General features: G+C 57.8%; 24 protein-coding genes. 12 read left to right on the top strand and 12 right to left on the bottom strand.

Features of this window, described 5'->3' with window-relative positions; translation table 11 throughout:
• Positions 1–80: 80 nt before the first annotated feature.
• The 7 genes from TX82_RS06075 to TX82_RS06045 form a co-directional block, all read right to left on the bottom strand.
• The gene (locus TX82_RS06075; protein WP_005008158.1) at positions 81–1,178 is read right to left on the bottom strand and encodes a DUF7305 domain-containing protein; all 1,098 of its coding nucleotides are present in this window, start codon (positions 1,176–1,178) and stop codon (positions 81–83) included.
• A 1-nt stretch (position 1,179) separates the two neighbouring features.
• Positions 1,180–1,668, bottom strand: a complete 489-nt coding sequence (locus tag TX82_RS06070; RefSeq protein ID WP_005008155.1) for a prepilin-type N-terminal cleavage/methylation domain-containing protein — start codon at positions 1,666–1,668, stop codon at positions 1,180–1,182.
• A gap of 4 nt (positions 1,669–1,672) precedes the next feature.
• The gene (locus tag TX82_RS06065) at positions 1,673–2,131 is read right to left on the bottom strand and encodes a prepilin-type N-terminal cleavage/methylation domain-containing protein (protein WP_005008154.1); all 459 of its coding nucleotides are present in this window, start codon (positions 2,129–2,131) and stop codon (positions 1,673–1,675) included.
• Positions 2,128–2,589, bottom strand: a complete 462-nt coding sequence (locus tag TX82_RS06060) for a type II secretion system protein (RefSeq protein ID WP_005008153.1) — start codon at positions 2,587–2,589, stop codon at positions 2,128–2,130. The genes TX82_RS06065 and TX82_RS06060 overlap by 4 nt, the downstream gene beginning before the upstream one ends.
• A 127-nt stretch (positions 2,590–2,716) precedes the next feature.
• Positions 2,717–3,850, bottom strand: coding sequence for a KamA family radical SAM protein (locus tag TX82_RS06055; protein WP_005008150.1), 1,134 nt, complete (start codon positions 3,848–3,850; stop codon positions 2,717–2,719).
• A 17-nt stretch (positions 3,851–3,867) separates the two neighbouring features.
• Positions 3,868–4,110: a glutaredoxin family protein gene (locus TX82_RS06050; protein WP_005008148.1), complete on the bottom strand. Its 243-nt coding sequence runs from the start codon at positions 4,108–4,110 to the stop codon at positions 3,868–3,870.
• Between the two features lie 12 nt (positions 4,111–4,122).
• On the bottom strand, positions 4,123–5,520 hold the full coding sequence (locus TX82_RS06045) for a hypothetical protein (RefSeq protein ID WP_005008146.1): 1,398 nt from the start codon (positions 5,518–5,520) through the stop codon (positions 4,123–4,125).
• 183 nt (positions 5,521–5,703) lie between these two features.
• Here TX82_RS06045 and TX82_RS06040 point away from each other — a divergent pair, with 183 nt between their 5' ends.
• From TX82_RS06040 to TX82_RS06005, 8 genes are all read left to right on the top strand, one after another.
• Positions 5,704–7,149, top strand: coding sequence for a circularly permuted type 2 ATP-grasp protein (locus TX82_RS06040; RefSeq protein ID WP_005008144.1), 1,446 nt, complete (start codon positions 5,704–5,706; stop codon positions 7,147–7,149).
• 45 nt (positions 7,150–7,194) lie between these two features.
• Positions 7,195–8,178 carry an alpha-E domain-containing protein gene (locus tag TX82_RS06035; protein ID WP_005008142.1) on the top strand — a complete coding sequence of 328 codons (984 nt, stop codon included), beginning with the start codon at positions 7,195–7,197 and terminating at the stop codon, positions 8,176–8,178.
• Complete coding sequence (locus tag TX82_RS06030) at positions 8,175–8,909, top strand: proteasome-type protease (RefSeq protein WP_005008140.1); 735 nt, start codon at positions 8,175–8,177, stop codon at positions 8,907–8,909. The genes TX82_RS06035 and TX82_RS06030 overlap by 4 nt, the downstream gene beginning before the upstream one ends.
• A 19-nt stretch (positions 8,910–8,928) precedes the next feature.
• Positions 8,929–9,816 (top strand): transglutaminase family protein, encoded by an 888-nt coding sequence (locus tag TX82_RS06025; RefSeq protein WP_005008138.1) that lies wholly within the window; start codon positions 8,929–8,931, stop codon positions 9,814–9,816.
• A 9-nt stretch (positions 9,817–9,825) separates the two neighbouring features.
• Complete coding sequence (locus tag TX82_RS06020) at positions 9,826–10,515, top strand: LON peptidase substrate-binding domain-containing protein (RefSeq protein WP_005008136.1); 690 nt, start codon at positions 9,826–9,828, stop codon at positions 10,513–10,515.
• Between the two features lie 183 nt (positions 10,516–10,698).
• Positions 10,699–12,003 carry a sensor histidine kinase gene (locus TX82_RS15115; protein WP_187291919.1) on the top strand — a complete coding sequence of 435 codons (1,305 nt, stop codon included), beginning with the start codon at positions 10,699–10,701 and terminating at the stop codon, positions 12,001–12,003.
• Positions 12,000–12,650: a response regulator gene (locus TX82_RS06010; RefSeq protein WP_005008132.1), complete on the top strand. Its 651-nt coding sequence runs from the start codon at positions 12,000–12,002 to the stop codon at positions 12,648–12,650. Before TX82_RS15115 ends, TX82_RS06010 begins: the two co-directional genes overlap by 4 nt.
• A gap of 253 nt (positions 12,651–12,903) precedes the next feature.
• Positions 12,904–13,536 carry a putative metal-binding motif-containing protein gene (locus TX82_RS06005; RefSeq protein WP_005008130.1) on the top strand — a complete coding sequence of 211 codons (633 nt, stop codon included), beginning with the start codon at positions 12,904–12,906 and terminating at the stop codon, positions 13,534–13,536.
• Between the two features lie 241 nt (positions 13,537–13,777).
• Here TX82_RS06005 and TX82_RS06000 read toward each other — a convergent pair whose 3' ends face one another.
• From TX82_RS06000 to TX82_RS05990, 3 genes are all read right to left on the bottom strand, one after another.
• Positions 13,778–14,362 (bottom strand): hypothetical protein, encoded by a 585-nt coding sequence (locus TX82_RS06000; RefSeq protein WP_005008128.1) that lies wholly within the window; start codon positions 14,360–14,362, stop codon positions 13,778–13,780.
• 73 nt (positions 14,363–14,435) lie between these two features.
• Positions 14,436–15,329, bottom strand: a complete 894-nt coding sequence (locus TX82_RS05995) for a CDP-alcohol phosphatidyltransferase family protein (RefSeq protein ID WP_042250661.1) — start codon at positions 15,327–15,329, stop codon at positions 14,436–14,438.
• Between the two features lie 8 nt (positions 15,330–15,337).
• Positions 15,338–17,056, bottom strand: coding sequence for a radical SAM protein (locus tag TX82_RS05990; protein WP_005008124.1), 1,719 nt, complete (start codon positions 17,054–17,056; stop codon positions 15,338–15,340).
• Between the two features lie 46 nt (positions 17,057–17,102).
• Between TX82_RS05990 and TX82_RS05985 the strand changes: the two genes are divergently transcribed.
• The gene (locus tag TX82_RS05985) at positions 17,103–18,227 is read left to right on the top strand and encodes a putative Glycosyl transferase family, helical bundle domain protein (RefSeq protein WP_005008118.1); all 1,125 of its coding nucleotides are present in this window, start codon (positions 17,103–17,105) and stop codon (positions 18,225–18,227) included.
• A 10-nt stretch (positions 18,228–18,237) separates the two neighbouring features.
• Here TX82_RS05985 and TX82_RS05980 read toward each other — a convergent pair whose 3' ends face one another.
• Entirely contained in the window at positions 18,238–18,840 is a 603-nt protein-coding gene (locus tag TX82_RS05980) for an arylesterase (RefSeq protein WP_005008116.1), read from the bottom strand.
• Positions 18,841–18,958: 118 nt separating this feature from the next.
• Between TX82_RS05980 and TX82_RS05975 the strand changes: the two genes are divergently transcribed.
• Both TX82_RS05975 and TX82_RS05970 read left to right on the top strand, forming a co-directional pair.
• Positions 18,959–19,648: an ABC transporter ATP-binding protein gene (locus tag TX82_RS05975; RefSeq protein WP_005008111.1), complete on the top strand. Its 690-nt coding sequence runs from the start codon at positions 18,959–18,961 to the stop codon at positions 19,646–19,648.
• A complete protein-coding gene (locus TX82_RS05970; RefSeq protein WP_005008108.1) occupies positions 19,645–22,221 on the top strand; it encodes an ABC transporter permease in 2,577 nt (858 codons plus the stop codon). The genes TX82_RS05975 and TX82_RS05970 overlap by 4 nt, the downstream gene beginning before the upstream one ends.
• A gap of 4 nt (positions 22,222–22,225) precedes the next feature.
• Here TX82_RS05970 and TX82_RS05965 read toward each other — a convergent pair whose 3' ends face one another.
• Entirely contained in the window at positions 22,226–22,531 is a 306-nt protein-coding gene (locus TX82_RS05965) for a Rieske (2Fe-2S) protein (RefSeq protein WP_005008106.1), read from the bottom strand.
• A gap of 103 nt (positions 22,532–22,634) precedes the next feature.
• Between TX82_RS05965 and TX82_RS15110 the strand changes: the two genes are divergently transcribed.
• A complete protein-coding gene (locus TX82_RS15110) occupies positions 22,635–23,252 on the top strand; it encodes an Lcl C-terminal domain-containing protein (protein ID WP_005008102.1) in 618 nt (205 codons plus the stop codon).
• The last annotated feature ends 26 nt before the right edge of the window (positions 23,253–23,278 follow it).

The following is a 23,278-nucleotide window of genomic DNA, read 5'->3' as shown; positions in this document are numbered from 1 at the left end:
ATTTTTTTCAATACTTTACAAAATTCACAAAATTGGGGGGGGATTTTCGGGTGCGGGCACGCAGGCATTGGCGGCCGCCATCAGGGGAGGCACTGGTTGTACATCGGGGAGTTCACACCCGCTGTGGAACCATGGGTGGCAGTGGTGTTTTTATCCAACCTGCCGTCATCCGCAATGGCGGCCCCTGTGAAAACAGCGTCATTCCGGAGTTTTATATGGTTGTTGGTGATCACCCCTCCCACAAAGACGCTGTCATCATGGAATTCAACGTGGTTGCCCGCCAGAACCAGCACCCGGGCGGGGTCGCCGCTGGGAACATTGATAGACGCCTGGTCCTCCAATTTCAATTTCTCGTCCGTATGGATGGTCAGGGTGCCGTTCACGGTGATCGAGGCATTATCCACAAGAGTGATATCATTGCCCGTTACGATGGTCACGTCGCCATTGATGGTGATTTGAGCAAACAATTCCAGTTCCATTTTTTCGGCGATATACACCGTGAGCGGTCCGTTGATGATGACGTTGCCCAGGAGCTGGGTCCAGGAACAGTACTGGTAGGGAGCCGCAAACCCCACCCCCAGAAACGGGGGATACGAGAGGTTCGGGCACCCGGCCGGATTGGGAGGAAGCGTGATCGGATCCACCAGAGGGGTTGCGGGGCAGTAACCGGTCTCCACGTTGCCCACCACCGTCGCCTGAGCGTGGATATTGGGATTTCCGCAGGTGGTGATGACGTTGGGCACCAGCTTGCACGCGGACGTATTTATGATGGTCTTCGACACTTCCTGCTGGGCCCCGCGGTAGGTGCCGACGGAAGTAACCACCACGGTGCTGGAGTCGACCGGCGCGAAGGTGATGGTGAACTGCCCGTTTCCCGAACCGAAGGTCTTGGTGAAGCCCACGGTCAAAAGAGTCCAGTCGGTGTTGGCGGTCACGGCGGGGCACGCCGGATCGTTGTTGAGCAGGCATTTTTCCGTGTAACGCAGTCCGGACTCCGCTGTCATGAAGGCGTTGACCCCGGTGGAAGCGAGGGTGGAGCCGTACTGTTTGGTCTGCGTCTGCGAAAGGAAACTGAGCGCGATGGCCGTCACCAGGGTGGCGCCCAGAAGCACCATCACCAGCGCCGCGATGCCACGCTCGTTGCCCAAAGATCGAAATCTGTGTTTCAGTTTTCGCATATCAGCTCAAAGTCCGCGGCCGCACCGCCGAGGTCAGGGTGAAGTTGCCGCTCACGGGTCCGCTCAAGGTCATGGAGAGGGTGTACCAGCCGCCGTTGTCGGTGATGGAAAAGGCACTCATGTTTTCCGCAATGGTCGTGGTGGCGCCGCCGTTGCGTTGCAGCGTCTGGGCTCCCGGACTGTAGGTGTAATTGATGTTGTTCGTCGCAGGGTCCTGCGGGTAACCGAACTGCTTGTCGAAGGAGAAGTTGTTTCCCGCAATGGCGATGGAGGCCGGGTCGGCGATGCGCAGCTCCCGCACCACGATTTCCATGGCGACGTAGGCCCGCGTCACCCGGTCCACGCGTTCCGAATGCTGCTGATCCACTTCCGCCGATTGAAACAGGAACTGCGCGCCCACGGCGATCATGATGCCGAGGATCACGATCACGAGGATGATCTCCACCATCGTCATGCCGCGCTGGTTATGAAGAGTGTGTCGAAGGTTCATGGCGTCAGTCCGTCGCAAACAGGGCGTAAAAGGAAACGGGCGTCATGTTGGCGCGTGTCACCGTGAGCGTGACTTTTTTGGCGAACGTGGCGCCGGGATTGGAGGTGTCGGGATCGTTGGCATCGACATCCGCCACCACCCAGGCAAACGTGTACGCGCCGAACCCGGCAACCGCGCACTGCACCTCGGTGACGGTCGCCTGGAACGCCGCACATGTGTAGCTGCCCGCCGCCGGAATCTGCGTGCGCGTTTTCTCCGATATCGCCTCCATCTGCAACTGCGCCAACTCCGCCGCCTCGATGGTGTACTCCGGAATGACAGAACCTTTCAGGGACGAGAACGCGATCATGATCGACGGCACGGCGATGCCCACGATGAGGATGGCGATGATGATCTCCATGAGGGTGAAGCCCCCTTCGGAATGCAGTCTTGCCGGCCGGATCTTGTAAATTCGATACATCATGAAATGATCACCCTCCCGGAGAACGCTTCCACGGTGATGGAGTTGTTGGAGCCGTCGGGCGCGGTGAGCGTGATGCTGCTGATGGTCTGGGGCTCGCCGTACTTGTTGAAGTTGATGGTGCCGCCTGAAGTGATGGTGACGCCTCCGGGAAACGTGCGGTTGGCGGTGAACGCGCCGACCGGATCGGTCAGCGTATACGTGGAGGAGCCGCCGGAAAAGGTGATGCCGATAGGACTGCCCGCCGCCGGGTTGCGGGCCATGGCGAGCTCCTGCGCGAACTTGAGGTCCGCCTCCACCATGCTGGTGGCGCTGTTCAGGGGAATCGCGTCCGACGAAAGCCGGGGCAGGAACAGCGCGCCCAGGACCCCCACCAGGATGATCACCATGATCGCTTCCAGCAGGGTGAATCCGTGCTCGTTATGAATAGCGTTCGATTGAGGTGTTTTCCGTCGCCTCATGATTCCCCGGAAATTTGAGGTTCACGAAAGCCCGAAAACCCTGCGGGCGGGTCACAAGGGCCTTACAGACAGTATAAGGGCATTGTGCTGAATGAAAAGGAGTTTGAGGGATTTAAAGTGAGCCGTTTCAGGCGAGTTCGCACAACTTGCTGGAAGGCGCCGCCGGTTCCGGTTGCGGGGTTTTGCGTTTCGGCTGTTTTTCCAACGGTTGCGGATAGCGGAACGTCTTGCCTTCGAAATTCCGAACAACCACCTCTTTGTCGGTGAACTCGACGATGGAATCCGGAAGCAGGCGCACCTTGCCGCCGCCGCCCGGCGTGTCGATCACGAAGTAAGGCACCGCCATGCCGGAGGTGTGGCCCTGCAGGCCGCGGATGATCTCCAGCCCTTTTTCCACCGAGGTGCGGAAGTGGTCGGTGCCGACGGTCATGTCGGCCTGGTAGAGGTAATACGGTTTCACACGGACACGCAGGAGTTTCTTCACCAGTTCCGTCATCACCTCCACCGTGTCGTTGACGCCTTTCAGCAGGACGGTCTGCGCGCCGAGCGGCAGGCCCGCATCGGCCAGGCGGTTGCACGCCACTTCCACTTCCGGCGTGATTTCGTCCGGGTGATTGAAATGCAGGTTCGCGTAGAGGGGATGGTACTTTTTCAGAATCTCGCACAACTCCGGTGTGATGCGGTCGGGCAACGTACCCGGTACGCGTGTGCCGATGCGGATGATTTCCAGATGCGGTATTTCACGCAGGGCTTTTAAAATGCGCTCCAGCTCCTTGTCGGGAACCAGCAGGGGGTCGCCACCGGACATGATGACGTCGCGGATCTCCGGATGCTGGGCGATGTACTCGATGCCCTGGCGAAGCGTTTCGCGGGTGACGATGCCGGGAAACCCGATCTTGCGTTTGCGCGTGCAGAAGCGGCAGATGATCGGGCACTGGTTGTTGAGCATCAGCAGGACCCGGTCCGGGTAGCGGTGCACCAGCTCCGGCACGGGCATGTCCTTTTCCTCGTTCAAAGGATCGGAATCCAGCCCTTCTTCCGACCTCAGCAGATCGTCCAGCTCTTCCACCGTGGGCACCACCTGTTTCCAGAGCGGGTCGTGTTCGCTTTTCACCTGTTTCAGGAAATAGGAATTGATGCGGATGGGGAAGATTTCCGCCACCTTCTTCAATTTTTCCCGGTACTGTTCGTCGCCGGAGACGAAAGGCAGATCCTCCACCTTGACGACGCTGTCACTCAATTGCCTTTGCCAGGATTGCATGGCTACCTTTTCCGATTTCAGTTGGAGTTGTTGGAGTACGTGGATTTCAGGTATCGGATGATTTCGTACTCGTCATGCAGGATGACGTCGCCATCGACGAGAACGGGAACGAAGGTCTGGCCGGTCAGTTCCTTGACTTCCTGCCGCTGGTGGTGCGGCGCGGGGACCATGATGGTTTCGTAATCGAGGTCCAACTGCTCGAGTGCGGATTGCACCATGGTGCAGTAACCGCAACCGTAAACACTATAAAATTTAATCATTTTCACTTTTCTTCACTTTCCGGCGGCGCATGGTACCATGACCGCATCCACCATGCCATGAATTTTCTTTTTGTCCTGCGGACACAGGGTGGCGAGGATGCCGCCCAGAGGCGCTTCCTCCCCGGTCACAAAATAATACGGCGTCAACCGCACCCGGCATTCCATCGTTTCGACGGTCTGCGCCCCGTGGTTCCAGAAGGATTGGCGAAACCGCTTTCCCTTGTGAAACTCCTGAAGGATGTGCGGTTGCTCAGGAAACGCGTTCAATGCGGACTGCAACGACTCCTGCCACTGTTCGGCGGGGACATCATGCCCCACCACGACGCCGCGGCTCCCCCAGGCATCCGGACTGAACCCGGAAGGCTTGATGACCAGCTCCCGCTCCTTCTGGGTGAGGTCGTATAACACCTTCCAGTCATTGACCTTATCGCCCCTCACCGTGAGGCCGGGAATGACCCCGTGGGGTGGCAGGCTCCGTGAATCCAGAACCCAGGTACTTGGAATTAGATGGTTAAGCAGGTTAAAAGTTTCATCCCCCAGCGCTTTTTCCCACCACGTGGCCAGTGCCGGATGATGAAACAGGGCGAAACCCAGCTTTTCTTCCAGTTGCGGCTTGTAGGGCGGCGTCGCCTTCACCCTCCCCTTCTTCACCGCGTAAGCCACCAGTTCGGCCTTCGGGATGTTCTTCAGATCGAACAGCTCGAAGAAGCGGTAAATGACATCCAGCGCAACCTCGCGCTCCCCGTCCTGCACGTAGAGTCCTTCTTCCTTAAAGAGCAGGTCGCGCGGATGGACGACATAGACCGGCCGTCCCGCCTCTTTCAGCACGCGCCCCAGGTACTGCATCTCGTTCAGGTAATCCGCCGCCTCGTCGGATACCACAATGGCGGCAGTGCACCCGTCCACCCCGGTCACCGACTCCAGCATGCGGTAGAACAATTCCGGAATGCCACCCGCCTTCGCACCGACAATGTCTTCCCGGCTATACAACGACATCAATTGTGTGGTGACGCCAAAGCCGCCGGGCACGGAGTCGAGTTCGGTGACGGCAAAGCCGTCGTCGAGGACCATGACATCGGGGCGGATGATGCCGGGCAATTTTCCTTTGAAGCGGTTCATGCGGGCGAGATCGATCAGCTCCGAAGGCTTTCCGGCGTCCAGGTATTCGGCGATCCATCCGGGCATCTTGCCCTTGGCGCTGTCCAGGTACAGGCGGTTGAGTGCGGTGTAAAACCGGAGCAGGTGCCCGCCCAGATTTTCAAAGAAGGCGACATCCTTTGCCGGAAGATAAAACGGTTGAGGGGAGATGCGCCAGGTGTTGGCGGGGTCGTCCGATTTAGGGGAATACACTCCAGACGCCATCAGGGCGTTTTCAATATCGGTGCATAGGGCTGAAGGACCTGCGATCATGATCTCTTATATATGATAGATGAAAGATTGACCGATTGCGGCTATCATTTATAAAGATGCCCGGTTTGCCCGAAAGGTTCTAAATGGATACGGGAATGGGGCCATTTTGCCTGGATTCAACCTTTTCGCCCTCCAGGCCGCTTTTTATAGTCGTGAACCCTGTGTTACCCTTACCTTACTTCTATGAACTTTAAAGACTACGATCCCGGCCCATTTTACGACGAAATCTTCGAGACCCCGGGCCACGCCCGGCCGGGCGTGGAATCCCTGGTCGACCTCCTCCACAATCTGGAAAAAGGCGACCTCCAGCGACGCCAGCGGGCCGCAGAAACCATCCTGCTCAACCTCGGCATCACCTTCAACGTATACGGCGCCGAACAGGGTGTGGAAAAGATATTTCCGTTCGACATCATTCCCCGCACCATCAGCGCAAAGGATTGGGATTACATAGAGCGCGGCGTCAAGCAACGCATCTTCGCGCTCAACGAATTCATCAAGGATATTTATTCCGACCAGAAAATCCTGAAGGACGGGGTGGTGCCGAAGGAACTGATTCTTTCCTCGGAACCTTACCGCAAGGAATGCATCGGCCTGCATCCGCCGAAAGGCATCTGGGCACACATCACCGGCACCGACCTGGTGCGTGACCGCGACGGGCAGTTTTATGTTCTGGAAGACAACCTGCGCTGTCCTTCCGGCGTGTCGTACGTGCTCGGCAACCGGCAGGTGCTCAAGCAAACTTTTCCCGGCATCTTCAGCGCCATGCGCGTGCGCCCGGTGGACGCCTACCCGAACCTGCTGTTGCAGGTGATGGATCACCTCGTGCCCGAATCGGTGCGCGATCCTTGCCGCGTTATCCTCACGCCGGGCATCCACAACTCGGCCTACTTCGAACATTCGTTCCTGGCCCGGCAGATGGGCATCGAACTGGTGCAGGGAAGCGATCTCGTCGTCTCCGACGGTTTCGTGTACATGAAAACGACAAGGGGATTCCAGCGTGTGGATGCCATTTACCGCCGGATCGACGACGACTTTCTGGACCCGAAGGTGTTCCGCTCCGATTCCCTGCTCGGTTGCCCCGGCCTGATGGAGGTGTACATGAAAGGCCACGTGGCGTTGATCAACGCACCCGGCACGGGCGTGGCGGATGACAAGGCGGTGTACCGCTACGTTCCGAAGATCATCCGCTACTACATGAACGAAGACTGCATTCTGCCCAACGTGCCGACGTACCTGGCGGAAAACCCGAAGGAGCGCAGTCACATCATCGACAACTTGAAGGACATGGTGGTCAAGGAAACCAACGCCTCCGGCGGTTACGGCATGCTCATCGGGCCCGCATCCACCTACCGTGAACGCAAGCTGTTCGAGGACAAGATCAAGGCGAACCCGCGCAACTACATCGGCCAGCCGGTGATCCAGTTGTCACGCTCGCCGATCCTGGTAAAGAACCGTTATGAAGGCCGCCACGTGGACCTGCGTCCGTTCGTGCTTTACGGCAAGGACATCGAGGTCATTCCCGGCGGGTTGACCCGCGTGGCGCTCAAGAAAAACTCGCTGGTCGTCAACTCGTCGCAGGGCGGCGGCAGTAAAGACACCTGGGTGCTGTACGATTCGCAAAATGAATGAGGCTTCTATGGGCGCATTGTTTGTCGAAAACCTTGGAGTAAAACCATGCTGAGCCGCGTCGCCGATTCTCTATACTGGATGAGCACGTACCTCGAGCGCGCCGAGAACGTCGCGCGGTTCATCGACGTCAACCTTCAGATGATCCTTGACCTTCCGCTGTTGCTGGATCAGCACAACCACTGGAAGCCGCTGATCAACATCACCGGCGACGAGAAATATTTTTACGAAACCTACGGCGAGCCCACGCGCGAAAACGTGATGCGGTTTCATACCTTCGACCGAAATTATCCGAACTCGATCATCTCCTGCATCACCGCCGCCCGCGAAAACGCGCGCAGCATCCGCGAGGTCATTTCGTCCGAAATGTGGGAACAGATCAACCAGTTTTACCTGCTCGTGCGCATGGAGGAATCCAACGGCAACGCGCTGTCCAATCCTTTCGACTTCTTTTACGAAGTGATGACCGCAAGCCACCTTTTCAACGGCGTCATGGACTCGACCATGACGCACGGTGAGGCGTGGAATTTCGCGCACCTGGGGGGCATGCTGGAGCGCGCCGACAAAACATCGCGTATCCTCGACGTGAAATATTTCATCCTGCTTCCCAAGCTGGAGTATATTGGAACGCCCGTGGACGACACCCAGTGGGCGGTCCTGCTCAAATCAACCAGCGGCCTCGAAATGTACCGGAAACAGTACAAACACATTTCACCGGACAACGTCGTGGATTTTTTGATTCTTAACCGGGAATTCCCCCGCTCGATTCATTTCTGCCTCAACGAAGCTGAAGAGGCGCTGTCGAAGATCACCGGCTCGCCGCCCGGCACTTACCGCAATAACGCGGAACAAACGCTCGGCCGCCTTCGCTCCCGTATCAACTACACCACCGTCGCGGAAATTTTCTCCCACGGCCTGCACGAATACCTGGACGATTTCCAGGCAGACCTCATTCAAATCACACAGGAAATCGGCCGCACGTTTTTCTCGCTGGAACCCCCGCAATTCGAAAGAGGAGCGCGACAGGCATGACTTTCTGCATCGGGATCAAGGTCGCCGAGGGGCTGGTGGGCATCGCCGACTCACGCCTGACTTCCGGCACCGAACAGATCCGCGCACGCAAGCTGTCTATCCACCGCCCCGGCGGGAAACCCATGTTCGTCATGTCCTCCGGCCTGCGCTCGGCACGCGACAAGGTCATCACCTATTTCGACGAGGTGCTGGAGGAGGAACAGGAAAATTTCGACAAGCTGTACAAGGCGGTCAACCGGCTGGCCTCGCAGGTGCGAAAAGTGTCGGACGAAGACAAGAAGGCGCTGGAGGAAAGCAGCCTCACCTTCAATCTGCATGCCCTGGTGGGAGGCCAACTGGAACGGGACGCGGAGCCGAAACTTTACATGATCTACCCGCAAGCCAATTGGGTTGAAATCGGGCAGGGGACTCCCTATCATATCATCGGGAATTCGGCGTACGGCAAGCCCATCTGCGACCGGGCGCTGCGTTACGACACCGATCTCAAGATGGCGCTCAAAATCGGCGCGCTGGCGTTCGACGCCACCCGGCAGAGCGCCACGGACGTCGGCTTTCCTTTGGACGTGGTGGTTTACCAGGCGGAGACCAAAACCATGCTGGAGTACAGTTACAAGGAACGGGACCTTCGCCAGGTATCTCAATGGTGGAAGAACCAGATCCAACGCTCGCTCCAGGCCCTTCCCTCAGACTGGGTGGAAGCGCTGTTCAACAAACCTTCTTCGCCTTCCTGACTTTTCAGAGGTTTTCCTTATGCTGTTTCGTATCGAGCACGCCATTCGTTATATTTATTCCGACCGCGCGTACATCGAGCCGATGACCATCCGACTGCGTCCGCGTTCCGACTGCTGGCAGACTCTCCACAAACATTCCCTGGATATAGAACCCGCGCCCAAAGGCATGACGGAATCGGTGGACCTGGAAGGAAATTCCTCCGCCTCCATCTGGTCGACGGGCCTTCTGGACCGCCTGTCCCTTCGGGCCGTGTCCGAGGTGGAGACGACGCGGAAGAATCCGTTCGACTTCATCCTCACCGACACCCAGACGCTCAGTCTGCCTGTAAAATACGGAGCCGGTTACGGCAATGCGCTCGACCCCTACATCACGCGCGAGTATTCCAGCGATGACGTACACGAATTTGCAAACGCCCTGCTTAAGGAGTTCGGCACCAACACGACTTCCTTTCTCACCAGCCTCAACCAGTACCTCCATGAAAATTTTAACCGCGTCCTGCGCGAACAGGGTGAGCCGTTGCATCCGTCGGACCTGCTGAAAACGCGCGAAGGCGCCTGCCGGGATTTGACGGTGCTGTTCATGGACATCTGCCGGGTGCTGGGGCTGGCGACTCGTTACACCAGCGGGTACTTTTTCGGCGAGGACGACGGATTCGACCAGCACGAATTGCATGCCTGGGCGGAGGTCTATTTGCCCGGCGGCGGCTGGCGCGGATACGATCCGACGCACGGCCTCGCGGTGGCGGACCGGCATGTGGCGCTGGCTTCCGCCTGCAAGCCCTCCCTCACCGCTCCCACCTCCGGCATGTACCGCGGTACCGGCGTCACTTCCTCTCTCGAATACAACATCCAGATCTCGCGGATCGATGCTCTGGAAACCCACAACGCGGACCTGATGGAAGACTGAAGGCAATTCATGACCGATTCCCATTCCGGCGACACGGCGCCCAAACGCATTTCTCTGTTCCCTCTTCCGACTTCGGTGTTCTATCCAAAAACGTACCTGCCACTCCACATCTTTGAGCCCCGGTACCGCAAAATGGTCCAGAACTCCATCGACAACGACCAGTGGATCGGCATGGTGCTGCTGGAACCTGGATATGAAGAAGAGTATTTTGCCCGGCCGGCCATCAAGCAGATCGGGTGCATGGGCAACCTCGAAAAATGGTTTCAGTACGACGACGGCCGTTACGACATCGTGCTCAATGGCCGCTCTCGTTTCCGAATCGTGAGCGAGGTGGGAGACTCTCTGTACCGAGAGGCCGAAGTGGAGCCGCTGGCCTGCACCAACGATTTTCTCCTCGATAAAGCACCCCCGCAACTGGACGAACTCACCACCCTATACCGGAAATTCATCGAACACCTGCCACGCAAGAACGCACACAAGGTGGAACTGGATCTCACCAACTGCGAAACGTTGGGCGAGGCGGTGGACCGCGTTGCTTACATGTTCGATTCCGCCCTCGACCAGAAGCAGGCCTTCCTCGAAGAACTGGACGTGCTCAAACGTCTCGACCTGATCAAAACCCAGATCAACCTGAAGCTGGAAATCGTGCAACGCTCGCGAAGCTTCTCCAAAGTCAACTGGGACGTCCGCATGAACTGACTCACACGGGGCGGGAACAAGCGGTCCTGGCGTGGCCCGGAGCAAGCATTCAGCGATTTTCTTTTTGCCCCCTTCCTTTCTGGTTGCGGTTCCTTCTTTTGTTTGCCGTGATACAATTCCCTTCGGCGGGTGATGCTGTGGAAACTTTTCCTTCAGCGCACCCGCATGAAGAGGGATGTTGAAATGCGCGACACCCAGAGACAACGGCTGGTATTGATACTGATCATGACAGGCGCCGCCTTTGTCGTGGTGTTTCTGGCCATCTTTCTGTTGTACCGCACTGCATTTGAGGAAGAAAAAGCCCGCCTCATCGAAACCGCGCAAAGCCAGGCACGATTGATGGAAGCGGTGGCGCGGTTCGACAGCGTGTACAGCCACAACTATCCCGAAGGCACCGAGGCGGCAACGCTCAGCCAATTCATTGAAGCCCACAAACAGTTCAAGGGATTTGGCGACACCGGCGAGTTTATCCTGGCCAAGCGCGTGAGTGACCAGATCAAGTTCCTGCTCAGCCACCGCCATTCCAGCCTGATGATCCCGGACTCGATTCCCTTTGATTCGCCGCTGGGCGAACCCATCCGCCGTGCGCTGAAAGGGCAGGCAGGATTCATGGTCGGCCCCGACTACCGCAACGTCACCACCCTCGCAGCCTACGAACCCATCGAACATTTGCACCTGGCGCTGGTGGCGAAAATCGACCTTGCGGAGATTCGCGAACCTTTTTACAAAACCGGACTGCTGGCAGTGACCGTGGGCGCGGGCGTCATCGGGGCCAGCATCGTGCTGTTCTGGCGGCTCAGCAATCCGATGGTGGAGGAAATCACCCACTCGCGTGGACAGTTGAGGCAACTGACCCACCGCCTGCAGGCCATACGGGAAGAGGAACAGACCCGCATCGCCCGCGCAGTGCACGACGAACTGGGACAAACCCTGACCGCCCTAAAAATGGAAATCACCTGCCTGCAGGACGAACTTGATCCGGACAACCCCGAACACAAGCAATCCTCCGACACCATGACGCGGCTGATCGACCAGACCATCGCCGCGGTCCAGCGTATCAGTACCGAACTGCGGCCACGTCTTCTCGATGTATTCGGTCTGCCGGAAGCCATGAAATGGCAGACCCAGGAAATACAAAAACGGACGAACATCGAATTTGACTTGCAAGGCATAGACCAACACGTCAAGCTGGATGCGGAACGGAGCACTGCCCTGTTCCGTATTTTTCAGGAAACACTGACCAACATCGTGCGCCATGCTCAGGCCAGCCGGGTGTCGGTCAGCCTGAAACAGGAAAACCGTCACATAGTGATGGAAGTGCAGGACAACGGCATCGGCATCCGCAAACACCAGATCCACCGGCCGCAGTCTTTGGGACTTCTGGGAATCCGTGAACGCGCTCTGGTGTGGCAGGGCAAGGTCCGTTTTCACGGAGCGCCTGGAAAAGGAACCACTGTCACAGTCAAACTTCCGGCAAACAGCAAATGACCCGTCAACAGAATTCAAAAATTTCCGTCATCGTCGCCGACGATCATGAAATCGTGCGGCACGGCATCGAAAAAGTCATCTCCAAAACTCCTGATATCGAAATCATCGGCCAGGCTTCCACCGGGCAGGAGGTGATCGACCTGGTCAAACAGCTCGGGCCCGATGTGGTTTTGATGGACATCGAGATGCCGGAGAAAACCGGATGGGATGTGATGGTGGAACTCAAAGCGCTGGCACCCAAACTGCCGATCCTCATCCTGAGCATTTTCCCGGAGGAGCATTACGGAATGCGTTTCATCCGCGCGGGGGCCTCCGGGTACCTCAATAAAGGAAGCGCACCGGCACAAATGGTGGAAGCGATCCGGAAAGTGAATTCAGGGAAAAAGTACGTGAGTCCGGAACTGGCCGAAAAAATGATTCAGGAAATGGGGCAGCACGTGGAAGAACAACCCCACCAGCGCCTTTCCGACCGCGAATTCCAGATTTTCTGCATGATTGCGGCCGGAAAAAAACTCAAGGAAATCGCGGACGAGCTGTCGGTCGGCATCACCACCGTCAGCACACACCGCCACCGCATCCTCGAAAAAATGGAAATGAAATCGAACGCCGAACTCATTCACTACGCCATCAAGAACAACCTCATATAAGTCCTTCCCCTTAATTTACAATAATTTATATACACCCTCCGACCCTGTGTCATAGTTCTACGACACAGGGTCGCAAGACCGCAAACCTCAAAATCCTTATCAGAACGATACCCACTTAAGTCTGATCATTTTATCTTGTGTACAACAGAGTTGGCGTACGTTTGAAAAAATAAAAAATCACAATCAGAAGCAGAAAATTATTTTCTCTTCTCAGGAGGGGAAATCCCATGAATGGAAAAATAAAAACATTTTAATGACTGTTGCCCTGCTTGGCTTTTTGGCAGGACCGGCCGCCGCTTCCGAAGTGTCTGTGCAGTTCACCGCAATGAGCAACCACAGCAACTCGGGTCAGATTGAAGGCAAGGTGGTCAGTTGTTCAGGTAAATTCAACCCTCAAGGGACGATTGTTCATATTCCTGGTGTATCGGTATCTACAAAACTCCCCCACAACGGTACATTCACGCTGTTATTCGTCCCTGAGGGTACACATAACCTCGTCTTCGAGCGCAATGGACGAACCTTTCGCTCGTTGAATGCCGTCGAAGTTCGGCCGTCGCAGAAAACCCTGCTGGGCAGCGTTGAAATCTGTCCGGACCTGGATGGCGACGGATATGCCGTCACTGCAGATTTCAATGACAGGAACGCCAGCTCCTATCCGGGGGCGCGTGAAATCTGTGACCGTATTGACAATGACGGAGACGGGGAAATTGATGAAGGTTGTTCCTACCGGAAGTGCCCGAAGGGCGGCAAATTCTGCATCAGCAACTGGAACAACAGCAACCCTGAATTCCGTGGTACTGTGAAAACCCAGAGCTGGACTTCGGAATCTCCGGAAGTCACTTTATTCCACACAGGCCGAATCAAGACCGATTCTCAAGTTCCATAGGCCTGTGGCGCCCGTGGCCTCTCCCCCTTCGAGGCCACGGGCCCTCCCTTTTCTGTTTCAATTATTCTTCACCCTCCCCCATTGATAAATCTCCTTTAGGATTCATCTCTCTCCCCCTCTTCTCCATCCACAACTTTGTGGAATGGAATCGGGCGAAGGGCAAACTCCCGCAACAAAAAACCACTTCATACGTTTGCATTAAAAACCAAAGGCGGGGTAATTTTTTTAGAACCAGTGGGGGTCAGCCTTCTCTGGGTTGCAGTTCCCCGGTGACAGGGTCCACCTGGAAAGCGTTGCGGATCCAATCCGGATGCCGCTCCGTCTGCACGTCCACGGTATCGTGTCCCTTGCTGTAGCGCACAAACACGCCATCCGGAATAGGACCGATATTGGGTTGGTAGGCGAGTTGCATAGGCACCGTTGCAATTTCCTGGAGACCTTGCTCATTACTCCATTTGTAGTATTGAATGGGTGAGTTCTCTTTGGCGCTCGCGGTGGGATCGAAAACCCCGAAATACAGAACATCTTCCTCCCAACCAAGAATCAGGGGCGCGATGTTGGAGTACTTCCTGGGATCAAAGGAAACTGTGATCTTGGTCAGATCGTCCGAATGGTGTGCATCGACCAGGTAAATGCGGGCTTCCTGTTTCAGTACTTTGGGAACTCCGGGATTGGGAAAACCGATCAGTCCATTCGGCCATTGCCACTTCAGGTATTTGACCGCCACCGCCATGAGGTGGGTGCCGGGTTTGGCACGCACGTTCTCGATATCCGCATACACTTCCGGTTCCCGGTAGGTGCACGCCAGGGTGGAGCATAAAAGCAATAGAAGGAAAATGTTTCGAACGCGGGCTACCCAAAAAAAGGGTATTACCCCGCAACCCCCTGCCCCTTGCGGCCTATCCCGACTCAGAGGTTTTGAAACGTATAATTTTCCAGACATGCAAACCCACCCAATAAGCGTTTCCCAAGTACAGTACAAGATGAAGGAATAGAGACAGTTGGTCAATCAGCGAAAATCCGATTAGAGCCATGGTATTTGTACATATACACATAGGCCCCATTCCTACTAGAAAATAGGCGTCGCCGTACCACCGTTCATCCCCTTTCTGACTGTCGGGAACACGGGCGAATTTGCGGCTGGTTCGATCGAGTGTTTTAATCAATGCATCCTGCCACCCGTAAGCGGCATTGTGAAAACGTTGCAGGCCGTATATCAACACGCCGCCTTCTTCCATTTCATACTTGCGGCGTTCTTCTTCCGTGATGGATTCGTCAGTGCGGTTCTTTTCGTAGCTGCCGACGAGGTCGGTGTAGCTCACGTAGTAGTAAACCCAGTAACTGCAGTGGAGCAGCGCGCTGATGAGCGCAAGCAGGCCCAGCGTCCAGATCCAGCCGGGATGCTCTGCCTCGCGCGCCACCTGCCAGCTGACGCCCGCATACACCAGCACCGTCACCACGAAATCGGAAAACGAGTCGAGAAAGCGCCCCAGCCGCGACTCCTCCCCGCGCAGGCGCGCCAGGTTTCCGTCAACGTTGTCGCAGAACAACTTCCCATACAGAAACAGCGCGCCCCAGATCAGCGCATACTCGCTTTCGGAAAAATAAAAAGCGGCGGAGATCAAACCGCAAACCAGGGCCAGGATCGTGATGTGGTTGGCGGTGACAGGCAGGGGATACAGCGCTTTCACAGCCCAGCGGTTGGGGAAATACCAGAGTTCGTTGATGTCGAAGAATCCGCACCCCGGCGGCAGTTTCTCCATCCTGCTCCAGTCCGGGCCGGCCTCCTGCATGGGAACCCTCAACAGATGCCGCAGATTTTGCAGGTCGCGGTGTCGCACACGGGCGTGTGCTTGGCGCGCAGGCCGCGCTGGTAATCCTGCCATAGAAACTTGGGAAAGTAACCGTGGTCCACGATGTCCCACGGCAGAAAGTCATCCCGCTGGTACTGGCGGTAGGTGAACCGGTCCGGGTGCGGCACGGCGCCCTGCAACGCGCGCTTCTCGTCGCGGCCGTTCTTCAGAAACGCCTCGAAGAAACTCAACGCCCGCCGGTCGCCGCGCGACAGGTAGGTTTGCAGGTACGCCTCATTGGGCGAACCGAAACTGAGGTGCAGGTTGGGCAAAGGCCCCAACGCCTTCCGCAGTTTCTGGAATTTCTTTTTGAGCGAGGACACGGCCTCCATCGGATGCCACTGGAACGGCGTGCCCGGCTTCGGCACCAGGGGACTCACACCGATGGTCACGGTGCCGATGTTGCCGCGCCGACTGCATTCCTCGACATACACCTTCTGCACATTCTTCACGAGTTCAATGAACCGGTCGATGTCTTCGTCTTCTTCCGCGGGCAGGCCGATGATGGAATAAATCTTGAGATGCAGGACGCCTTTTTTCGTGAGGAAACGGCATTTGTCGATGACAAAATCGTCGGACGCGGACTTGTTGATGACGTCGCGCATGCGCTCGGACGGCGCATCCACCGCCACCGTCACCGTTTTCTGTCCGCTCTGCAAAATCAGGTCCACCAGCTCGTCGGTGAGCGTCTCCATGCGGAGCGACGAAAACGACAGCATTTTGCCCTCGGCCACGATGCGCCGCGCCAGGGACAGCAGTTGCGGGTGATCCGTCACCGACGGCCCGACAAGGCCGATGGTCGAGGCGTTCTGGTTCTGCGCCGCCAAAGCGCGTTCCAAAGACTCGTAAGTCTGGTCGAGATCCGGCTCGCGCGGCGGGCGGTAGATGAACCCCGCCGTGCAGAAGCGGCACGCCCAGATGCACCCACGCGTCACTTCCATCAACGCCATGTCGCGGAAGGCCGTGGTCTCGCCGTGCAACTCCGAATGCGTGCAGAGCGCGGCATCGCCTTCGGCAACCCAGTGACGGGGAATGCGTTCAGGCACACCGGCTTCCGGTGTGAGCGCCGTCTGCACGTCATCGGTGTATTCCGGCGTGTAAAACTGCGGTATGTAAATACCCGGCAGGCGCGCGGCTTCTTCCAACAGTTCGCGCGGATCGCGCCAGTCGGTCTGCGTGTACAGATCGAAGAACGGCTCGATCATGCCCTCGGCTTCGCCGATGAAGCCGACATCGAAAATGTCCGCCAGCGGTTCCGGGTTGATGAACAACGCCGACCCCCCCGCAACGATGAGGGGATACTTCGAGCCGCGCTCACGGCGGTCGAGCGGGATGCCGAAGTAATCGAGGATCGCCACGGCGTTCAGGTAATCCGGCTCGAACGAAATCGAAAACGCGATCAGGTCGAAGTCCATGGGCATGCGTCCGGCGTCGTGCGAACGCGTGGCTTCCGGTTTCAACGCCTGCGTCATCGGCGTCCAGTCGTCGGGCAGGCTGTAGCGGTCGCACACCACGCCATTCAGACGGTTCAGGAGACCGTACACGCGCTGAAAACCCAGGTTCGCCAGCGCCACGTCGGTCGTGCTGGGGTAGATGAGCAGGACGCTCACCGGACGCACCACCGGGCCGGACGCAATCGCCTGTTTCGCTATTTCCGTATCGGGCATATAATCCTCGTATAGATAACCATTCATCATACTGCAAAATGCGCCGATGAACCAGAATCAGGATTGGATGAAAAGCCGCCAGTCGCCCCGCTCGGATGAAGCGGGCGAGCGCATGCGCGCCTACCTGGAGAAAATCGCCACCGGACCGCGCATGTCGAAGGACCTGACCGAAGAAGAAGCGGAAGACGGATTGGGCCTTGTACTCGACCACGCGGTGTCGGAAGCACGGGCGGCGGTATTCCTCATCGCCTCGCGCATGAAGATCGAGTCCCTGTCCGAGACCCGCGGATTCTACCGCGCGCTCGACAAGACCACGCTCAAGCGGGAAGTGAAACTGGACCGGCTTCTGCAGATCGCCGATGCGTTCGACGGATTCGTCCGCGCGCCGCAGTTCGGGTTTTACATCCCGCCGGTGCTGGCGCAGATGGGCCTGCCCGCGTTCGGTCTCTCCGCACTTCCCACTGCACCGAAGCACGGCGTCACCTATGAGGATTTACTGATCCACCACTACGGCGCACGCCAGAACACGACGCTGGAAGAACGCGCCCGGCTCATTGAAGAATTCGGCTTCGGTTATCTCGGCACGGAGCAATGCCACCCGAAACTCGAAGGGCTCCGTCAATTGCGCGAAGAAGTGGTGAAGCGCACCACGCTGGCGACCCTGGAAAAAATGCTCATGCCCTTGAAGGCACAGCACACGTTCCTCGCCTCCAATTACTTTCATCCGGGGTACGAGACGGCGATGATCGAGGTGGCGAAGATTTCCGGATTCGACCGCGTGCTCATCGGCAACGGCATGGAAGGGAGCACGCTGTACGGCGTGCACAAACAGGCGAAGGTGTTCATGCAGATGGGCGTGGATTCTCTCGCCGAGATGAAACTGGATTACGAATCGCTGTACGACGCCGGAACCGTGCAGTCGATCAAATACTCGTTCACCGCACTCAAAGACCAACCCGCGACCAAAGCCGAAATCGCGAAGCTCGGCGAACAGGCGTTGAAGGATGGAACCGGCCCCGCCGCGCCATTGATCGCGCACCACGCCGCGACCCTGCCCCACCTCTCCGGCCACAGCCGCAACGTCGCCGACGCACACCATCAAGCCATCGAAATTTTAAAATCGGGTAAAGCGCTGGACGCATTGAAACGCTACTTGGAAAAGATCGGCTGACGATTCGTTCCTATTCCTCATCGTCGTCATCGTCATCCTTGTCATCGTCATCTTCGTCGTCATCCAACAGCGGCTCCAGGTACTTCCACACGGTGATGGTGATTTTGGCGTAGCCTTTCTCCAGGGGGTGCAGGCCGTCGGCCTGGGTGAGTTCCTGCACGCCGGCCACGCCTTCCAGAAAAAACGGAATCAGCGGCACGTCGTATTTCTCCGCCACGTCGTGAAACACCTGCTCGAACGACTCTGTGTACTCACGTCCAAGGTTGGGCGTGATCTTCATCCCCGCCAGCAGGACCTTCGCGCCATGTTTCTGGCAGGCCTCTATAATATAGGAAAGGTTTTTTTGCATCTCGTCCACAGGCAGACCGCGCAGGCCGTCGTTCGCGCCCAGCTCGATGATCACGATCTGGGGATCGTGGCGCAGGAGCCAGTCGATGCGCGACGCGCCGCCCGCCGTGGTGTCGCCACTGACCCCGGCGTTGATCACCCTGTGCGGGTAGCCCTTGGCTTTCAGAACCCGTTGCAGGCGCGAGGGATAGCTCTTTTCCGGCGGCACCTGGTAGCCAAAGGTGAGGCTGTCCCCAAATGCGAGAATAACGGGTTTATCTGACAAGGGACCAGCTCCTGTGAGGGTGAAAAACCAGAGGGCCGCGCAAAAAAATTTTGTAAATGCGCGCCCGACTTTGTAACAATGAATCATACGCCAATTCCAAGCAGACCCGCGGTAACTGATGATCGAAATCCAAAACCTCACGAAATCCCTTTATGGCGGCGGACACCGGGTGGACATCCTGACGGGCATCGACCTGACGGTGCCGGACGGGCAATTCGTCGCCATCACCGGGCCTTCCGGAAGCGGCAAGACGACTCTCCTGAGCCTCATCGCGGGGCTCGACAGCCCGACTAGCGGGTCCATCATCGTGGACGGGAAGGATATCACGAAACTGAACGAAGATGAACTGGCCGTTCTGCGCGGCGAACGCTTCGGTTTCGTTTTTCAAAACTTCCACCTGATCCCCACGCTCACGGCCGTGGAGAACGTTTTGCTGTCCGCCGAGCTCAACGGCGCGTCCGGCGCGCACAAGAAATCGAAAGACATTCTGGGCGTGGTTGGCCTGGGTGAACGCCTGCACCATTACCCGTCGCAGTTGTCCGGTGGTGAACAGCAGCGCCTGTCGCTGGCGCGCGCCTTCGTCAACGAGCCGGACATCGTGCTCGCCGACGAACCCACGGGCAACCTCGACTCCAAAAACAGCGACAGGATCATGGACCTGATCACGGAGCTCCACCGCGTGAAACGCGCCACCATCATACTCGTCACGCACGAAGCGCACATCGCGGCGCGCACCCAGCGCACGCTCACCATGGGCGACGGCAACATCGTCGACGACGTACTCAATTCCAACTGGAAACAGTCATGAAATCGCCGCAGTTGTCGTTTTCGCAGTTGTTGCGGCTGGCGCTGGCGGAGAGCCGCGGCGCGGGCAAACGCTTCGTCTTCTTCGTCATCTGCCTCGCCATCGGCGTCGGCGCCATCATGACGATCAAGAGTTTTTCCAACATCCTCGAACAGGCCATCCAGCGCGAATCGAAAGCCCTGCTCGCCGCCGACATCGAGATCAAAAGCAGTTGGCCGCAGAGCCCCGAAGACCGCGCCTATCAAAAGGAAGCTTTGCCTCCGGGCACCGAATTTCTATTCATTAAGGAACTGCACGCCATGACGCGGTTTCCCGATCCCAAGCGTGCGGGCCACCAGGCGAACCTGCTGGTCGAGTTGAAATCGGTTCCGGCCACTCCGCCGTTCTACCCGTTCTACGGCACGCTCGTCACCAATCCGTCTGGGCCGCTCTCGGAATTGCTCGCCGACCACGGCGCGCTGGTCGAGCCGAATTTCCTGGTGAAATCCAATCTCAAGGTCGGGGACCGGTTCCAACTGGGCGAAGTGACGGCCCGCATTACAGCGGTGATCGAGGGCGAACCCGATCGCATCTCCCGCGCCTTCAGCATCGGTCCGCGTGTCATGGTATCGAACACAACGCTGGAGCAGGCGAAGCTCATCGCGCCGGGAAGCCGCGTGAAGAACAAGACCCTCGTTCATTTGCCTGAAAGTTTCCCACTGGAAAAAGGCGTCGCCCTGCTGGAGCGCGGACTCCAGGACAAGGCCGCGTCCATCCGCACCTACAAGGACATGGAGTCGTCGCTGACCGGCGCCATCGACCGCATGAGCAAGTACCTTGGCTCCGTCGGTGTCATCGCGCTCCTCATGGGCGGCATCGGCGTGGCCATGATCATCCGCACCTTCATGGCGCAGAAGATGGACACCATCGCCATCCTCAACTGCCTTGGCGCGACCTCGCGCACGGTGCTTTACGTGTACCTCATCCAGGCGCTGCTGCTGGGCCTGACGGGAAGCCTGACCGGCGTCGGAATCGGCTACGCGTTGCAATACAGCCTGCCGGAGAAAATGTCCGATCTGCTGAACCTGCAGGTGAACCCCGGCTTTCACTGGGAGCCCGCAGTGCAGTCGCTTCTGCTGGGTTTACTGACAACCATGCTGTTCACCGTGTGGCCGCTCATCCGCGCGGTGCGGACGCGTCCTCTGCGCCTGTTCCGCCACATTGCCGAGGAGGAAGAACTTTCGCGCGGCTCGCGCCGGCAACGCTGGACCATGGGAATCCTGTTTTCGCTGGGGCTGGTGGCGATCGTATTCTGGCAGGCGGAATCCATCAAGCGCGGCCTCGTGTTCCTTTCGATCCTCGCTGTCTCTACGCTTCTGCTCGCAGGTGTGGCGATTTTGTTTCTTAAAGCGATCCGGAAAATGCCGCCATCGCCGCTCATGACGCGGCGTTACGGTCTGGCCAACCTGTACCGGCCGAACAACCAGGCGGTGTCGATCATCACCGCGCTAGGCATGGGCATCATGCTGGTGCTGTCCATCCATCTCATCCAGATGGACATGATCGCCATGCTCAACAAGAACACCGAGAACAAGCCACCGAACTATTTCTTCATCGACATCCAGAAAAACCAGGTGGATGTGTACAAACGGATCATCGATTCCTTCGGTGCGGAGGCCAGACAGGAAACGACCCCGCTCGTGCGTTCGCGCCTGTTCAGCATCGATGGAAACCGCTCCGATCAGTGGGATTACAAAAACCGCCACGCGGAGGAATGGTTCATCAACCGCGAGTTCGTACTGACCTACCGCGTGGATGCACCACCCGACGGAAACGAGGTGATCAAGGGCGAGTGGTGGACTCCGGAGGAGGGGAAGCAGGCGCTGGTGTCGCTGGAGGAAGACGCGGCCCGGCGGCTGGATGCCCACATCGGCTCCGAGCTGGTGATGGACATCCAGGGGATTCACGTTTCCGCCACGGTGCACAACATCCGCCGCGTGGACTGGCGCAACATGCGCACCAATTTCTACATGGTGTTTTCTCCGGGGGCGCTGGAAGGCGCTCCGGTGACATTTGTCAGCACGGTGTACGTTCCGCGTAGAATGGAATTGCAACTGCAACAGGCCGTGGTCGACGCTCTGCCAAACGTCACCGCACTGGGCACGCGCGACATCGTGGAGAGCATCGAAAACGTGGTCAACAAACTGCTGACGCTGGTGGACTTCATGTCCGCATTCGCCATCGCCTCCGGCCTGTTCATCCTGTCCGGCGCGGTCGCCTCCACCAAGTTCCGCCGCCTGAAAGAAGCCGCCATTTTAAAAACGCTGGGCGCGAGGCGGCGCATGGTGGCGGCGATCCTGGGTTACGAATACGGCACGCTGGGTGTGGTCGCGGCGGCGGTGGGGGTTCTCCTGTCCATCGGCACGTCGTGGGCGGTGATGGAATACATCGTCAAATCCGACTGGCACTTCCGGATGGGGCCGCTGGGATGGTCGTTCCTTGCGGCGTTCATGCTGACCACCATCACGGGCATCCTGAGCAGTGTCGATGTGCTCCGCAACAAGCCCATCCACACGTTGAGACGCGTCGACGGCTAGAAACTCACGGCAACTCCACGTAAACCTCGTCGCCTTCCACCGACACCTCGAACGTATTCACTTCCCCGCTCACGTTGTTCAGGCATTCGCCGGTAGTGATATCGAACTGCCACCCGTGGCTGGGGCAGATGACGGTTTTGCCGTCCAGCCTGCCGTATCCCAGCGACCCGCCCCGGTGGGGACAGAAATCCGCGGTCGCCCAGAATTTGCCATCCACATGATAAACGGCGATGTCCTGTCCGTTCACTTCGTATTTGTTGCCCTGGCCCTCAGCCAGGTCGCTGGTTTTGCAGACTTTATATTTGGCCATGGCGTACGTTCATCCCGTAAAAATGGGTTTGGCAATAGAATTTCCATTTGCATTCCTTCCGTATGATATACAATCCGGGAGGATGAATTGAAGAGGGTGTTGCATGGAACCTGTAAAATCAATAGGGCTGAAGCGGATGGATTTCTTTAAAAGCCGGGTAGGGCCTCTTGCCGCCGTGCTGTTTGCTGGAGCCCTGGGTCTGGTTTCGGCCGACGCCGCCGATCCCAGTCATTACATTCAGGACAAACCCTTCGAAGCACCCCCCTACGTGCCTCCCCCTCCCCCGCCACCCCAAACCCATTTCTCCGACAACGGTGACGGGACCCTCACGGACGCCAATGGGTTGATGTGGACGCAAAAGGACAGCTACGCCGATCTCGGCCACTGCGTCAACTGGCAGGATGCCTTCAAATACGTGCAAAGTCTCAAGACGGGCGGCCACGCCGACTGGCGCATGCCCACCATCCAGGAGCTGGCCACCATCTACGACGACACCAAGGAAAACGTGCTGGCGTGGGACAAGGATCCGGAAAACCCGCTGCGCCTGGACAAAAAGTTCGCACCGGGCGCGGCGTACTGGTACTGGTCCAGCGAAATGGAAGAGACGAAACTGACCGATTGTTGCGCCCGCTCCATGTACTTCCCACGCGGCCTGGTCAACGTACGCCGATTGTCCTTCTGCCAGAACGGGGGCGTGCGCGCGGTTCGGAACGCAGACTAGGTTTTCTCCACCGCGCGTCCGGCATC

Source organism: Nitrospina gracilis 3/211, assembly GCF_000341545.2.
In the GTDB taxonomy this organism is placed as follows: domain Bacteria; phylum Nitrospinota; class Nitrospinia; order Nitrospinales; family Nitrospinaceae; genus Nitrospina; species Nitrospina gracilis.
This window is presented reverse-complemented; position numbering and strand designations above follow the sequence as displayed.